This window comes from Pseudarthrobacter leeuwenhoeki, from assembly GCF_055412885.1.
In genome coordinates this window covers 56,611-71,150 of record NZ_JBVAYY010000008.1, presented here as the reverse complement: position 1 = coordinate 71,150, position 14,540 = coordinate 56,611, and the positions used below count along the sequence as shown (strand labels likewise).

Here is a 14,540-nt window from a genome sequence, read left to right as displayed (position 1 = left end):
ACAGCCTTTCACGGCTGCAATCCAGGGCAGGGACCGGACGTCTCAGGCGTTGAAGAACGCCTTCAGCGCATCCACCCGGTCCAGGCGCTCCCAGGTGAAGTCGGGGTCCTCGCGGCCGAAGTGGCCGTGCGCGGCGGTCTTGGCGTAGATCGGGCGCTTGAGGTCGAGGGCATCGATGATGGCCCGGGGGCGCAGGTCGAAGATCTCGGCGATCGCGGCACTGATCCGGGCGGGATCCACGGTCTCGGTGCCGAAGGTCTCCACGTAGGTTCCCACCGGACGTGCCTGGCCGATCGCGTAGGCGATCTGGATTTCGGCGCGCTTCGCGAGACCGGCAGCGACCACGTTCTTGGCCACCCAGCGCATCGCGTAGGCCGCCGAGCGGTCCACCTTGGACGGGTCCTTGCCGGAGAAGGCACCGCCGCCGTGGCGGGCCATGCCGCCGTAGGTGTCAACGATGATCTTCCGGCCGGTGAGCCCGGCGTCGCCGACCGGGCCGCCGATGACGAAGGCACCGGCCGGGTTCAGGATGTTCTTGGCCCGAGAGATGTCCAGGTTGGACAGCGCCATGACCGGGTCGACGACATGGGCGGCGAGGTCGGCGCGGAGCTGGTCCAGGCTGGCGCCTTCGGCGTGCTGGCTGGAGATCACGATGGTCTCGACCGAGACGGGCCGGTCGCCGTCGTAGCCGACGGTGACCTGGGTCTTGCCGTCGGGGCGCAGGTAGGCGAGTTCGCCGTTCTTGCGGACCTCGGTAAGCCGTTCGGAGAGGCGGTGCGCAAGCCAGATCGGAACCGGCATGTAGGAGGGGGTCTCGTCGCTGGCGTAGCCAAACATCAGGCCCTGGTCACCGGCGCCCTGGAGGTCGTAGTCGTCCTCCTGGCGTCCCTCGCGGGCCTCAAGCGAATTGAAGACGCCGCCGGCGATGTCGTTGGACTGCTGGCCGATCGAGACGGACACCCCGCAGCGGGCGCCGTCGAAACCGTTGGCCGAGGAGTCGTAGCCGATGCCCAGAATCGTTTCCCGGACGATCTGCGGGATCTCGACGTAGGCGTCGGTGGTGACCTCACCGGCGACGTGGACCAGCCCGGTGGTGGCCAGCGTCTCCACGGCAACACGGGACTCGGGATCCTTGGTCAGCAGGGCATCGAGGATCGCATCGCTGATCTGGTCGCAGATCTTATCGGGATGCCCTTCGGTCACCGACTCGGACGTGAAAAGCCGGAGCGAGGCGGGCGTGGACCCGTGAAAGTCAGGGATGTGCAGCGGTAAAGTCACTCAACTACCTTACTGGTTGGAAAACGGACGTCCGGCGGCGTGCGTCCCCTAGCTCAGGAGACGTTGCTTACCCCGGTTCTAGGCGGGCGGGAGAACCCGGCTCAGCTCGGCGCTGACGCGGTCAATCACGACAGCCGCAACGTCGGATTTGGAACCCGACGCCGCTTGGGGTTCGGAGCCGGAACGGGAAAGGATGACTACGGAGTTGGTGTCCTCACCGAAGACCTTGTCCTGCCCCACGTGGTTGACCACCAGCAGATCGCAGGCCTTGCGGCGCAACTTGGCCGCGGCGTAGTCCAGCACATCGCCATCCGCGTCGCCGGTCTCGGCCGCGAAACCGACGATCAGCTGGTTGCGGGAGGCCGCATCCCGGACCTCAACAAGTTCGCGAAGGATGTCCGGGTTCCGGACCAGGGAGATGACAGGATCGCCGACGCCGTCGCGCTTCTTGATTTTCGTCCCGGAGACATCCGCCGGACGGAAGTCCGCGACGGCCGCGGCCATGATGATGACGTCGGAGTCGGCGGCAGCGTGCAGGGCGGCCTTGCGGAGCTCCAGCGCGGTTTCGACCCTGACCACGTTCACGCCGGGCGGCGGCGGGACGTCCATGTGGGCGGCCAGCAGCCGGACCCTGGCTCCAGCGTCGCGGGCGGCGGCGGCCAGCGCCACCCCCTGCTTGCCGGAGGAACGGTTGCCAAGGAACCGGACGGGGTCCAGGGGTTCGCGGGTGCCACCGGCGCTGACCGTGACGGTGAGCCCGGCCAGCGGGCCCCGCAGGGAAGGCAGCACGGCATCCGACGCCAGCAGCGGGGCCGTCGCGGGCACCGACGGCGCACCGGCAAGAACCAGGGCCGCGGCGAAGATGGCGTCGGGTTCGGGCAGCCGGCCCGGTCCCGAGTCCGAACCGGTGAGCCTGCCGGAAGCGGGCTCGAGCACGGTGACCCCCCGGCTGCGGAGTGTCTCGACGTTGGCCTGGGTCGCCGGGTGCTGCCACATCTCGGTGTGCATGGCCGGGGCCATCAGCACCGGGCAGCCGCCGGCCATCAGCAGGGTGTTGCTCAGGAGATCGTTGGCCTGGCCGGTGGCAGCGCGTGCCAGCAGATCGGCGGTGGCAGGGGCCACCACGATCAGCTCGGCTTCGTGGCCGAGGCGGACATGGTTGACCGTGTGCACCTCGTCGAAGACGCTGTTGCTCACCGGATGCCCGGACAGGGCTTCCCACGTGGCGACGCCGACAAAGCGGGTCGCGGCCTCCGTGGGGATGACGGTGACGTCATGGCCGGCTTCAGTAAAAAGCCGGAGGAGCGACGCCACCTTGTAGGCGGCTATCCCTCCCCCGACTCCGAGGACTATGCGCACGTGAGCTCCGCCTGTGACTGCGTAATTACTCTGCAGGTTCGATCGGCGTGGAAACGAGCTTGCCTTCGTTGATCTCGCGCAGCGCGATGGAGAGCGACTTCTCGTTCAGCTTGGTGTCGACCAGCGGGCCGACGTACTCGAACAGGCCCTCGTGCAGCTGGGCGTAGTACGCATTGATCTGGCGTGCGCGCTTGGCGCCGAAAATCACCAGTCCGTACTTCGAATCGGCAGCCTTCAGCAGCTCGTCGATCGGCGGGTTGATGATGCCTTCAAGGTTCGTGGACACGAATTCTCCAAATTCTAACGGGCCGATACGTCCCGGCGCCTAGCGTGGGTTCGGGGTCAGCCCCATGAGTGAAACAAGCTCGTCCGCTGCCCGTCGAACGTCATCATTGATGACGGTGTGGTCAAACTCCGGTTCAGCGGCAAGTTCTAGTTTAGCGGTTTCCAGCCTCTGCTGCTGTTCTTCCGCTGTTTCCGTGCCGCGGCCCACCAGGCGGCGGACCATTTCGTCCCAGCTCGGCGGCGCCAGGAAGACAAACTGGGCATCGGGCACAGCCTGCTTGACCTGCCGGGCACCCTGCAGGTCGATCTCCAGGAGCACCGAACGGCCGTCGGCAATCGCGGCGTCCACCGTGCTGCGCAAGGTGCCGTAGCGGTTGCGTCCGTGGACCACGGCCCACTCCAGGAGTTCGCCGTTCTCCAGCAGGGAATCAAACTCCTCGGCTGATTTGAAGAAGTAATGTACGCCGTCGACTTCGCCGGGCCGGGGGGGCCGGGTGGTCGCCGAGACGGAAAGCCAGACGCCGGGATAATTGTCCCGGATGTAGGTGGACACGGTGCCTTTGCCGACTGCCGTCGGGCCGGCGAGGACTGTCAGTCCCGGGTTGTTGCTCACATATTCCTTCGGGCGGGATTGAGTCAGCGCGGCGGACCGGGCTGTTTGTCGTCTATAAAATCTACCAGCGCCCGGCGCTGGTGAATTCCCAGGCCACGGACCCGGCGCGACGCCGCGATGCCGAGCTGTTCCATGATGGCCGCGGCACGCACCTGCCCGATGCCCGGAAGCGCCTCGAGCAGTTCCACGATCCGCATCCGGGCGATCGCGTCGTCAGTCTCTCCGGCGCGGAGCAATTCCGCAATGGACAGCTCCCCGCTCTTGAGCCGGTCCTTGGCGGTGGCCCGGGTGGTCCTGGCGGCGGCAGCCTTGCCCAGGGCATCGGCACGCTCCTGCGGAGTGAGGGGTCGCAAACTCACTGAATGCCTCCCTGCATTATCGGACCGACCGTGCGATCGGCCCGGCCGGCCCGGCCGGACTGCACCGGGCCGGTACCGCGGACTTGTCCTGAACCTACCGTCTTGGCGCGGCAGAAATCAATGGACTTCTCCGCCGGCCCGGCCCTGCGCCGGGAGCACCGACGCCGCGCGCAGCTCCTCGAGGGTCCGCCGGGCGGCGTCGCGCAGGTCCTGGATCCGCGGGCCGGCGCCGAGGATGTCGCGGCTGGATGTTCCGAGCACCTGGCCGTAGGCGCTGCCGAACGTGCGGCGCAAATCCGCGGCTGTGGCGCCCTGGGCGCCGAGGCCCGGGGCCAGGATCGGGCCGCGCACCGCAGCGAGGTCCAGGTCCAGGTCCGTCAGCGCGGAGCCGACAGTCGCGCCGACCACGAGGCCCGTTGAACCCAGCTCCCCGGCGTACCGCCGGTTCTCCGCGGCTGCGGCCCGGACGATCCGGCGGGCCACGGAGTCCGCGCCGCCGACGTGCTGGACGGATGCGCCCTCGGGGTTGGACGTCAGCGCCAGGACGAAGACGCCGCGGCCGGTCTGCGCCGCGAGGTCCAGGGCCGGCCGGAGCGATTCGAAGCCCAGGTACGGGCTCAACGTGACCGAGTCTGCGGCCAGGGCGGAACCGTCCCGCAGCCAGGCGTCGGCGTAGGCGGCCATGGTGGAACCGATGTCGCCACGCTTGGCGTCGGCGATGGTCAGCACAGACGCGTCCGCCGCCGCGGCGAGGGTGCGTTCCAGCACGGCCATGCCCGCGGAGCCGTGCCGCTCGTAGAGCGCCACCTGCGGCTTGACCGCGGCAGCCAGCGAGGCCACCGCCTCCAGGACGGTGAGCGAGAACCGCTCCAGCCCGGCGACGTCGTCGTTCAGCCCCCAGCTGCCAAGCAGCGCCGGGTGCGGGTCGATCCCGACGCACAGCGGACCGCGGTCCGCCATGGCCCGGCCCAGCCGGGAGCCGAAGGACTCCCGGCCGGCCGTGGTGGTGCCCTCAGGCATGCCGTCAGCCGGCATTCTGCGCCACTTTTTCGTGCGCGATCTTTTCCTGTGCAACCCGTTCGTGCGAGGCTGCTTTTTGCGATGCCGCCAGCGCGGCGGCGTGCTCCTGCAGGCTCGTGACCGACCACTCGTAGGTGCGCAGCGCCTCGATGGCCTGGACCGCGGCGTTGAACTCGGCGACCGTGGTGATGCACGGGATACCGATCGACGTCGCGGCGGCCCGCAGCTCATAGCCGTCGCTGCGTGCCTCGCCGCCCGAAGGGGTGTTGAAGACCATGTCGATCTCCCCGGCGATGACGAGGTCGGCAATGGTGCCCTCGCCCTCGGCGCTGGAACCCTCGGCGACTTTCCGGACCGGGGTGGCCTGGATGCCGTTGCGGCGCAGCACATCGGCGGTGCCGCCGGTGGAGACGATCTCGAAGCCGAGGTCAACGAGCCGCTTGACTCCCATGATGACCGAGCGCTTGTCCCGGTTGGCGACGGACACGAAGATCTTGCCTTCGGTGGGCAGCGCGTTGTTGGCGGCGGCCTGGCTCTTGGCGAAGGCGGTGTCGAAGTGCTTGTCGATACCCATGACCTCGCCCGTGGACCGCATTTCCGGCCCGAGGAGCGAATCCACGACCTTGCCCTCCGGGGTGCGGAAGCGGCTGAACGGCAGCACGGCTTCCTTGACCGAGACCGGGGCGTCCAGGGGCAGCGTGGAGCCGTCGCCGGTTTCCGGCAGCATCTTGTGGGCCGTGCGGAGCTGATTGATGGTGACGCCGGTGCCGATCAGGGCAGCCGCCTTGGCCATCTGCACGCCGGTCGCCTTGGAGACGAACGGCACGGTGCGGGAGGCCCGCGGGTTGGCTTCCAGGACGTAGAGCACGTCGGAGGCCAGGGCGAACTGGATGTTGATCAGGCCGCGGACACCCACGCCCTCGGCGATCGCCAGCGTCGCCGTGCGGACCCGCTCCAGGACGTTGTTGCCCAGGGTGATGGGCGGCAGCACGCAGGCCGAGTCGCCGGAGTGGATGCCGGCTTCCTCGATGTGCTCCATGATGCCGCCGAGGTACATTTCGGTGCCGTCGTAGAGGGCGTCGACGTCGATTTCGACGGCGTCCTCGAGGAACCGGTCGATCAGCACCGGGTGCTCGGTGGTGATCTCGGTGGCGTTGGCGATGTAGCGCGAGAGGTTGGGCTCGTCGTAGACGATCTCCATGCCGCGGCCGCCGAGCACATACGAGGGCCGGACCAGGACCGGGTAGCCGATTTCGTCGGCGATCTTCTTGGCGTCCTCAAACGACACGGCGGTGCCGTTCTTCGGCGAGATGAGCCCGGCCTTGTCGAGCACCCGGGAGAAGGCGCCGCGGTGCTCGGCGAGGTCGATCGCTTCCGGGGAGGTGCCGAGGATCGGCACACCGGCGTCGGCGAGCTGCTGGGCGAGCTTGAGCGGGGTCTGGCCGCCAAGCTGGACAAAGACGCCCATCACGCCGCCGGTGCGTTCCTCGGCCGCAATGACCTCGAGCACGTCCTCCAGGGTGAGCGGCTCGAAGTACAGCCGGGTGGAGACGTCGTAGTCGGTGGACACGGTCTCGGGGTTGCAGTTGACCATCACGGTCTCGTAGCCGGCCTTGCGCAGCGCCATCGAGGCGTGCACGCAGGAGTAGTCGAACTCGATGCCCTGGCCGATCCGGTTGGGGCCGGATCCGAGAATGATGATGGACGGCTTGGCGTGCAGGGCCACCTCGTCCTCCTCGTCATAGGAGGAGTAGTGGTACGGGGTGTACGCAGCGAATTCGGCGGCGCAGGTGTCCACGGTCTTGTAGACCGGGCGGATGCCCAGGGCCTGCCGGACGCCGCGGACGACGTCCTCGGAGTTGTGCGTCAGGGCGCCGATCTGCTCGTCGGAGAAGCCGTGGCGTTTGGCGCGGGTCAGCATCTCCGGAGTCAGGGCGGCGGCCTTGCGGATCTCGACGGAGATCTCGTTCAGCAGCTGGAGCTGGTCCAGGTACCAGGGGTCGATCTTCGTGGCTTCGAAGAGCTGCTCCACGGTGGCGCCGCCGAGCAGCGCGCGCTGGACCTGGTGCAGGCGCTCCGTCGTGGGCCGCTTGGACTTCTCGATCAGCTCCGCGACTTCCCATTCCGGGACGTGGCTGAAATCCAGCTGGGAGCCCTTCTGTTCGAGGGAGCGCAGCGCCTTCTGCAGGGCTTCGGTGAAATTCCGGCCCATGGCCATGGCCTCGCCCACCGACTTCATGGTGGTGGTCAGGGTGGGGTCCGCCGCCGGGAACTTCTCGAAGGCGAACCGCGGGACCTTCACGACGACGTAGTCCAGGGTCGGCTCGAAGGACGCCGGGGTCTTCTGGGTGATGTCGTTCGGGATCTCGTCGAGGGTGTAGCCGAGGGAGAGCTTGGTGGCAATCTTGGCGATCGCGAAGCCGGTGGCCTTGGAGGCCAGGGCGGAGGATCGGGAGACGCGCGGGTTCATCTCGATCACGACGACGCGGCCTGTGTCGGGCTCGATGGCGAACTGGATGTTGCAGCCGCCGGTGTCGACGCCGACTTCGCGGATGACGGCGATGGAAATGTCGCGCAGGCGCTGGTACTCGCGGTCCGTCAGGGTCAGGGCCGGGGCAACGGTGATCGAGTCGCCGGTGTGCACGCCCACCGGATCGAAGTTCTCGATGGAGCAGACGACCACGACGTTGTCGTTCTTGTCGCGCATCATCTCGAGCTCGTATTCCTTCCAGCCCAGGATGCTCTCTTCAAGCAGCACCTCGGACGTGGGGCTGTACTGCAGCCCCTGGCCGACGATCCGGCGGAGGTCGTTCTCGTCGTAGGCGAGGCCGGAACCCAGGCCGCCCATGGTGAAGGAGGGCCGGACCACCATCGGGTAGCCGAGGTCCTCGGCGGCGGCGATGGCCTCGTCGATGGTGTGGATGATGTGGCTGCGGGCCGATTCCGCGCCGCAGCGTTCCACGACGCCCTTGAACTTCTGGCGGTCCTCGCCGAGTTCGATCGCGGCGATGTTGGCGCCGATCAGCTCGACGTTGTACTTCTCCAGCACACCGTTCTTGTCCAGTGCGATGGCGGTGTTGAGTGCGGTCTGGCCGCCCAGGGTGGGCAGGAGCGCGTCGGGGCGTTCCTTGGCGATGATCTTCTCGACCACCTCGGGGGTGATCGGCTCGACGTAGGTGGCGTCGGCGAACTCCGGGTCGGTCATGATGGTGGCCGGGTTGGAGTTGACGAGGATGACGCGGAGGCCTTCCTCCTTGAGGACGCGCAGTGCCTGGGTGCCGGAGTAGTCGAATTCGGCGGCCTGGCCGATCACGATCGGACCGGAGCCGATGACCAGGACGCTCTTAAGGTCAGTTCTCTTGGGCATTACTTCGTGTCCTCAGTCTTGGATTCGGTGGCAGTCTTTGTTTCTGTCTTTGTCTTTGAAGAAGCGTCCGCCATCAGTTCGATGAAGCGGTCGAAGAGGTACGCGGCGTCGTGCGGTCCGGCGGCGGCCTCGGGGTGGTACTGGACCGAGAAGGCCGGGATGTCCAGGCACGACAGGCCTTCGACGACGTCGTCGTTGAGGCTCACGTGGCTGACCTCGACGCGGCCGAAGCGCTCCTCGGGGGCCTGCGTGGCGCCCTCGAGCGGGGCGTCGACGGCGAACCCGTGGTTCTGCGAGGTGATCTCGACTTTGCCGGTACGGCGGTCCATCACGGGCTGGTTGATGCCGCGGTGGCCGTAACGCAGTTTGTAGGTGCCGAAGCCCAGGGCGCGGCCCAGGATCTGGTTGCCGAAGCAGATGCCGAAGTACGGGATCTTCTCGTCCAGGACGGAGCGGAGCAGCTTGACCTGGTTGTCGGCGGTGGCGGGGTCGCCCGGGCCGTTGGACATAAAGAAGCCGTCGGGGTTGACCGCCTGGACGTCGGCCAGCGTGGCCGTGGCCGGCAGCACGTGCACCCGGACGCCGCGTTCGGCGAACCGGATCGGCGTCATCCGCTTAATCCCCAGGTCGATGGCGGCAATGCTGAACCGCGGCTCGCCGTCCCAGCCCCAGTCCCTGGGCTCCACGGTGTAGGCCTCGTCCACGCTGACTTCCTCGGCCAGGCGTGAGCCCTCCATCGGGGCACTCGCCAGGACGGTGTCCACGAGCTCCTGGTCCGTGGCGCGGACCGCGTCGCCGGAGAAAATCCCGGCGCGCATGGTCTTGTGTTCGCGCAGGTGGCGGGTGATGGCGCGGGTGTCCACGCCCTGGATCCCCACGATGCCCTGGTCGATCAGCTCATCGTCCAGGGACCCTTCGGAGCGCCAGTTGGAAGGCCGGCGGGCGGCGTCGCGGACGATGTACCCGGCCACCCAGATCCGCCGGGACTCGGCGTCGTCCTTGTTCACGCCGGTGTTGCCGATGTGCGGTGCCGTCTGGACCACCAGCTGGCGGGCGTAGGAGGGGTCCGTGATGGTCTCCTGGTAGCCGGTCATGCCGGTGGCGAACACGGCCTCGCCGAGGGCGGTTCCGGTGGCGCCGTAGCTGGTGCCGCGGAAGATGCGGCCATCCTCCAGGACCAGGGCCGCGGGGGTGGATGCTGCTGCTGTTGCTGTCACTGTGTTGGAGTCCGTCACGTCGTTACTTTCCACTATCGGCATCGGCCTGGGGGGCCGCGGGGATCAAATCTTGCAGGGCGTTGAGGAGGATGGTTTTGTCGTCGGCGTGCCGGGTGCGGAAACCGGAATCCAGTTCACGGCTGCCGAGCATCCAGCTGAGCACCAGCAGCCCGTCCTTTTCGACGAACTTGCCGGCCATACCGCTTTCCTGCCGCACCCCGGTGAGGCTGGCGGCCGGGATGAAGACCGGTCCGGCGCCGGAGCGGTCGAACAACACGCCCTCCGGGTGGACGCTGAGTTCAGCGTTGGTGCGGATGCCCAGATTGTGCACGGCAATGCGGTCCAGCCAGTCGCCGGCGGTGGTGGAGGCCACGTACTGGCCGTCGGCGGCGGCCAGCGCCGCGCCCAGTTCCGCCGGGATCCCCGGCAGCGGGTCGACGTCGGCCTGGCGGCGCAGCCGGTTCCGCCAGCCGACCGCCAGCAGGGCGAAAATGCCGGTTGCGAGGGCCAGCATGATCATAAAAAAGGGCAGCTTATCCATCAGTTGCGGCCTGCCGCTGCGGCTCCGGGCAGCTCCGGTGCCTCGGGGAGCCACCGGTACGGGGTGTTGAGTCTGCCGTCGAGGACGGTGGGGTGGCCCTTGAAGAACGTCGCCACCACCTTGCCGGGAAGTTCCCGGCCGGCAAACGGAGAATTACGGCCCATGGTTGCCATCTTAGAAGGGTCCACGGTCCAGCGCGCAGCCGGGTCCACGAGTGTGACGTTGCCGGGTTCGCCGGCGTCGAGCGGGCGGCCCTGGTCCGCCAGCCGGCCGATCGCGGCGGGCGCGGTGGAGGTGACCCGGGCGAAGTCCGCCCAGCCCATCAGCCCGGTTTCAATCATGGTGTGCTGCACCACGGACAGGGCAGTCTCCAGCCCGGTCATGCCCATGGCAGCCTGGGCCCACTCGCATTCCTTGTGCTCGCTCGGGTGCGGGGCGTGGTCGGTGCCCACGACGTCGATCGTGCCGTCGGCCAGTGCCGCGCGCAGGGCCTGGACATCGGCGTCGGTGCGCAGCGGCGGGTTGACCTTGTAGACCGGGTCGTAGCTGCGGGCGAGTTCGTCCGTGAGCCAGAGGTGGTGCGGGGTGACCTCGGCCGTGACGTTGACGCCGCGGGACTTGGCCCAGCGGATGATCTCCACGGATCCGGCCGTGGAAACATGGCAGACGTGCAGCCGGGAGCCGACGTGCTGGGCGAGCAGCACGTCGCGGGCAATGATGCTTTCCTCGGCGACGGCGGGCCAGCCGGTGAGGCCGAGGACCGCGGAGACCTCGCCCTCGTTCATCTGCGCTCCGGCGGTGAGCCGCGGTTCCTGCGCGTGCTGGGCCACGACCCCGTCGAACGCCTTGACGTATTCCAGCGCCCGGCGCATCAGGACGGGATCGTGGACGCAGATCCCGTCGTCGGAGAAGACCCGGACGCGGGCGCGGGAGTCGGCCATCGCGCCGAGTTCGGCGAGCTGCTCCCCCGCGAGGCCGACGGTGACCGCGCCGACCGGGCGGACGTCCACCCAGCCGGCGGTGCGGCCGAGGGTGAGGACCTGTTCGACGACGCCGGCAGTGTCCGCCACCGGAGTGCTGTTCGCCATCGCGTGCACGGCCGTGTAGCCGCCCAGGGCTGCGGCGCGGGTGCCGGTCTCGACCGTTTCGGCGTCTTCGCGGCCGGGTTCACGCAGGTGGGTGTGAATGTCCACCATGCCGGGCAGGGCCACGAGTCCGGCGGCCTCGATGACGGTCGCGCCGTCGGCGGAGAGGTTCCGGCCGCGTTCGGCGATGATCCCGTCGCGGATCAGGAGGTCTTCAGGGGCTCCGCCGAGGATGGCGGCGCCGCGGATCAGGTAGGCGCCGGTGCCTGCGTCCTGTTGCTGTGATGCCATTAGTGGCTCTCCTTGGTGGCGTGGGCGGAGGTGTTCTCTGCGGGGGTGGAAGAGGTGGAGTTCGCTTGGTGCGCCGGTTCGCGGGTGTCCCCGGAGAGCAGCAGGTAGAGGGCTGCCATGCGGATGGACACGCCGTTGCGGACCTGGGCCAGCACCGTGGAGCGGGGCGAGTCGGCCGCGGCGGAGGAGATCTCCAGGCCGCGGTTCATCGGCCCGGGGTGCATGATGATGGTGTCCTTGAGGCCCAGGGCGTCCAGGGTGCGGAGCCGGTTGTCGTCGAAGCCCCAGCGGCGCGAGTATTCGCGGGTGGTGGGGAAGAAGGAGGCGTTCATCCGTTCGCCCTGCACACGGAGCATCATCATCGCGTCGACGCCCCGGGCGAGGGTCTCGTCGAGGTCGTAGCTGACGCTGCACGGCCACTTGTCGACGCCGATCGGCAGCAGCGTCGGCGGGGCGACGAGGGTGACTTCGGCGCCGAGGGTGCGCAGCAGCCAGACGTTGGAGCGGGCCACCCGGGAGTGCAGCACGTCCCCGGCGATCGCAACCCGCATGCCCGTGAGGTCAGCGCCCGCGGACGGGGTGCCGGCCAGCTTGGACCAGTGCCGGCGCATGGTGAAGGCGTCCAGCAGCGCCTGGGTGGGGTGTTCGTGGGTGCCGTCGCCGGCGTTGATGACGGCGGCGTCGATCCAGTCCGTGGCGGCGAGCCGGTGCGGGGCGCCGGAGGCCCAGTGCCGGATGACGACGGCGTCGGCCCCCATCGCGGAGAGCGTCTGGGCCGTGTCCTTGAGGGATTCACCCTTGGAAACGGAGGAGCCCTTCGCAGCGAAGTTGATGACGTCGGCGGAGAGCCGTTTGGCGGCGGCTTCGAAGGAGATCCGGGTACGGGTGGAGTCCTCGAAGAACAGGTTCACGACGGTGCGGCCGCGCAGGGTGGGAAGTTTTTTGACTTCACGCTCCCCCACGGCCGCCATTTCCTCGGCGGTGTCGAGGATACGGATGGTGTCGGACCGGCTCAGGTCTTCGGTGGAGAGCAGGTGCCTCACGCGGTGGCCTCGATGACCACTTCGTTGACGGGAACGCCGTCCATTCCCCCGCTGCCGGCGGAGTCCGTTTCAGCGAGCCGGACCCGGACCTTCTCGGAGGAGGAGGTGGGGAGGTTCTTGCCGACGTGGTCCGCGCGGATGGGCAGTTCCCGGTGGCCGCGGTCGATCAGCACCGCGAGGCGGACGATGCGCGGGCGGCCCAGGTCAATGATCGCGTCGAGGGCGGCACGGATGGTCCGGCCGGAATACAGGACGTCGTCAATGAGCACCACGACCTTGTTGTCGATGCCGGTGCGGGGAAGCTGGGTGGGGTACGGCGGGCGCATTCCCTGGTGCGAGAGATCGTCCCGGAACATGGTCACGTCCAGTTGGCCCACGATCGCGGCGGGGTCAACGGTGGGATCGGCGGCGGCAATCTTGGCGGCAAGCCGGACGGCGAGGGGGTAGCCCCTGCGCGGGATGCCCAGCAGGACCAGGTCCTGGGAGCCCTTGTTCGACTCAAGGATTTCATGGGCGATTCGAGTGAGTGCACGGTCAATGTCGGCCTGGTTGAGTACCACTCGGGTGAGTACAACCCTGGCCGGAACCGGTGCTTCTGGAACAGAAGTCAACGCTCGTCTCCCCTTTCCCCGCCTCACGGGACGGAATTAAAAAAGGATTGTTTGCGCTCCCAAATTACCACAGCAGCGTCGACGCACCGGCCCCGCCGGCATGCGTTTAGGCTCACACGGACATAGGCTCGGGTGCATGATGACGAACGATCCGCGGCGTGGCCCTGACCACCCCGGCTACTCCCCCGGCGGCCCGCGGCCGCTTCCCCAGCAGGCCAACCCGACGTGGCTGGGGCATGTCCGGCCGGAGTACTACCGGCAGGCACCGGCCAACAACGCCGGCCGGGTCCAGCCGGTCCTCCCGCCCGCCCTGCCGCCGGTCCGGAACGGCCGTCTCTCCCCCGGCGTTGTGGGGCTCCTGATGGCCGGCGGGTTCCTCGCGTTCATTAGCCTGTTCCTGGTCCTGCCGTTCCTGCTGGGCAGCACCGGCATCTCCGGCTTTGTCATCGGCTTTCTCGCCTCGCTGATTCCGCTGGGGACCGTGCTGCTGACAGTGCGCTTCATCGACCGCTGGGAGCCCGAACCCAAGTTGCTGCTGCTGTTCGCCTTTGCCTGGGGTGCCGTGGTGTCGATTGCGGTGACGATGCTGCTCCAGCCCTTTTTCTCGCTCGCCGCGGGGCCGGCCTCGGGCCTGGACTACACGACGTTCGCTGTGACGGTCCAGGCGCCGGTGGTGGAGGAATTCGCCAAGTCCCTGGGACTGCTGTTGCTGCTGCTCTTTGCCCGCAAACACTTCGACGGGCCGGTCGACGGTGTGGTGTTCGCGTTCACGATCGCGGCCGGCTTCGCGTTCACCGAGAACATCCTCTACTTCGGCCGCGCGATCGCCGAATCGGCCGACCCCGGCACGGAACTCGCGGTGGTGTTCTTCCTCCGCGGCGTCATGTCACCGTTCGCCCACGCCATTTTCACGGGCACCACGGGGCTGATCATGGGCTTCGCCGCACGCCGCTGGCACAACGGGCTGTCCGTGGTCGCGTTCGCCGTCGGCCTCGTTCCCGCGATGCTGCTGCACAGCGCCTGGAACAGCATGGGCCAGGACTTCCTGGCCCAGTACCTGCTGGTGCAGGTTCCGATCTTTCTGCTGACAGTCCTCGTCATCGTGCTGCTGCGGGTCGCGGAGCGCCGGCTCACCCGCCAGCGGCTCAGGGAATACGCGGCGGCGGGCTGGTTCACCGGGGCCGAGGTGGACATGCTGGCTACCCCCGGCGGGCGGCGTTCCGCCCTGCGCTGGGCCAACTCCATCGGCCGGGGCCCGCAAATGAAGGCGCTGCTCCAGGCCGCCACGCAACTTGCCTTCACCCGGCAGCGGATCCTCAGCGGCCGGGACGTGCCGGCGCACCAGCTTGATGAGCGGCACCAGCTTTCCGAGATCGCTGCGCTCCGGGCCGCCGTCATCAGCTGAGGGGATCGGCTGAGGGGGAAAGCAAGAACCCCGCCCGGGGTGGCCCGGGCGGGGTTCTTTTGGAGC

Annotated in this window: 13 protein-coding genes; 1 reads left to right on the top strand and 12 read right to left on the bottom strand. The window is 68.2% G+C overall.

The features are described from left to right. Positions 1-42: 42 nt before the first annotated feature. The 12 genes from metK to pyrR form a co-directional block, all read right to left on the bottom strand. On the bottom strand, positions 43-1,278 hold the full coding sequence (gene metK, locus ACZYX4_RS08745; RefSeq protein ID WP_463875148.1) for a methionine adenosyltransferase: 1,236 nt from the start codon (positions 1,276-1,278) through the stop codon (positions 43-45). Positions 1,279-1,356: 78 nt separating this feature from the next. Continuing rightward, positions 1,357-2,637: a bifunctional phosphopantothenoylcysteine decarboxylase/phosphopantothenate--cysteine ligase CoaBC gene (gene coaBC / locus ACZYX4_RS08740; protein ID WP_463875147.1), complete on the bottom strand. Its 1,281-nt coding sequence runs from the start codon at positions 2,635-2,637 to the stop codon at positions 1,357-1,359. Positions 2,638-2,662: 25 nt separating this feature from the next. After that, positions 2,663-2,923 (bottom strand): DNA-directed RNA polymerase subunit omega, encoded by a 261-nt coding sequence (gene rpoZ, locus ACZYX4_RS08735; protein ID WP_011692102.1) that lies wholly within the window; start codon positions 2,921-2,923, stop codon positions 2,663-2,665. Positions 2,924-2,962: 39 nt separating this feature from the next. Next, the gene (gmk, locus tag ACZYX4_RS08730; RefSeq protein ID WP_463875146.1) at positions 2,963-3,535 is read right to left on the bottom strand and encodes a guanylate kinase; all 573 of its coding nucleotides are present in this window, start codon (positions 3,533-3,535) and stop codon (positions 2,963-2,965) included. Positions 3,536-3,558: 23 nt separating this feature from the next. Next, complete coding sequence (gene mihF, locus ACZYX4_RS08725) at positions 3,559-3,894, bottom strand: integration host factor, actinobacterial type (protein ID WP_463875145.1); 336 nt, start codon at positions 3,892-3,894, stop codon at positions 3,559-3,561. A 117-nt stretch (positions 3,895-4,011) separates the two neighbouring features. After that, complete coding sequence (gene pyrF / locus ACZYX4_RS08720; RefSeq protein ID WP_463875144.1) at positions 4,012-4,914, bottom strand: orotidine-5'-phosphate decarboxylase; 903 nt, start codon at positions 4,912-4,914, stop codon at positions 4,012-4,014. A 4-nt stretch (positions 4,915-4,918) separates the two neighbouring features. After that, positions 4,919-8,281, bottom strand: a complete 3,363-nt coding sequence (carB, locus tag ACZYX4_RS08715) for a carbamoyl-phosphate synthase large subunit (RefSeq protein ID WP_463875143.1) — start codon at positions 8,279-8,281, stop codon at positions 4,919-4,921. Further along, complete coding sequence (carA, locus tag ACZYX4_RS08710) at positions 8,281-9,540, bottom strand: glutamine-hydrolyzing carbamoyl-phosphate synthase small subunit (RefSeq protein WP_463875142.1); 1,260 nt, start codon at positions 9,538-9,540, stop codon at positions 8,281-8,283. Before carA ends, carB begins: the two co-directional genes overlap by 1 nt. Next, complete coding sequence (locus ACZYX4_RS08705) at positions 9,521-10,039, bottom strand: PH-like domain-containing protein (RefSeq protein ID WP_463875141.1); 519 nt, start codon at positions 10,037-10,039, stop codon at positions 9,521-9,523. Before ACZYX4_RS08705 ends, carA begins: the two co-directional genes overlap by 20 nt. After that, positions 10,039-11,415: a dihydroorotase gene (locus ACZYX4_RS08700; protein ID WP_463875139.1), complete on the bottom strand. Its 1,377-nt coding sequence runs from the start codon at positions 11,413-11,415 to the stop codon at positions 10,039-10,041. Before ACZYX4_RS08700 ends, ACZYX4_RS08705 begins: the two co-directional genes overlap by 1 nt. Beyond that, positions 11,415-12,458 (bottom strand): aspartate carbamoyltransferase catalytic subunit, encoded by a 1,044-nt coding sequence (locus tag ACZYX4_RS08695; RefSeq protein ID WP_463875138.1) that lies wholly within the window; start codon positions 12,456-12,458, stop codon positions 11,415-11,417. The genes ACZYX4_RS08700 and ACZYX4_RS08695 overlap by 1 nt, the downstream gene beginning before the upstream one ends. Beyond that, the gene (gene pyrR, locus ACZYX4_RS08690; RefSeq protein WP_463875137.1) at positions 12,455-13,069 is read right to left on the bottom strand and encodes a bifunctional pyr operon transcriptional regulator/uracil phosphoribosyltransferase PyrR; all 615 of its coding nucleotides are present in this window, start codon (positions 13,067-13,069) and stop codon (positions 12,455-12,457) included. Before pyrR ends, ACZYX4_RS08695 begins: the two co-directional genes overlap by 4 nt. Positions 13,070-13,208: 139 nt before the next feature. On the opposite strand from pyrR, the gene ACZYX4_RS08685 reads away from it, so the two are divergent. Further along, positions 13,209-14,474 (top strand): PrsW family intramembrane metalloprotease, encoded by a 1,266-nt coding sequence (locus ACZYX4_RS08685; protein WP_463875312.1) that lies wholly within the window; start codon positions 13,209-13,211, stop codon positions 14,472-14,474. Positions 14,475-14,540: the final 66 nt, after the last annotated feature.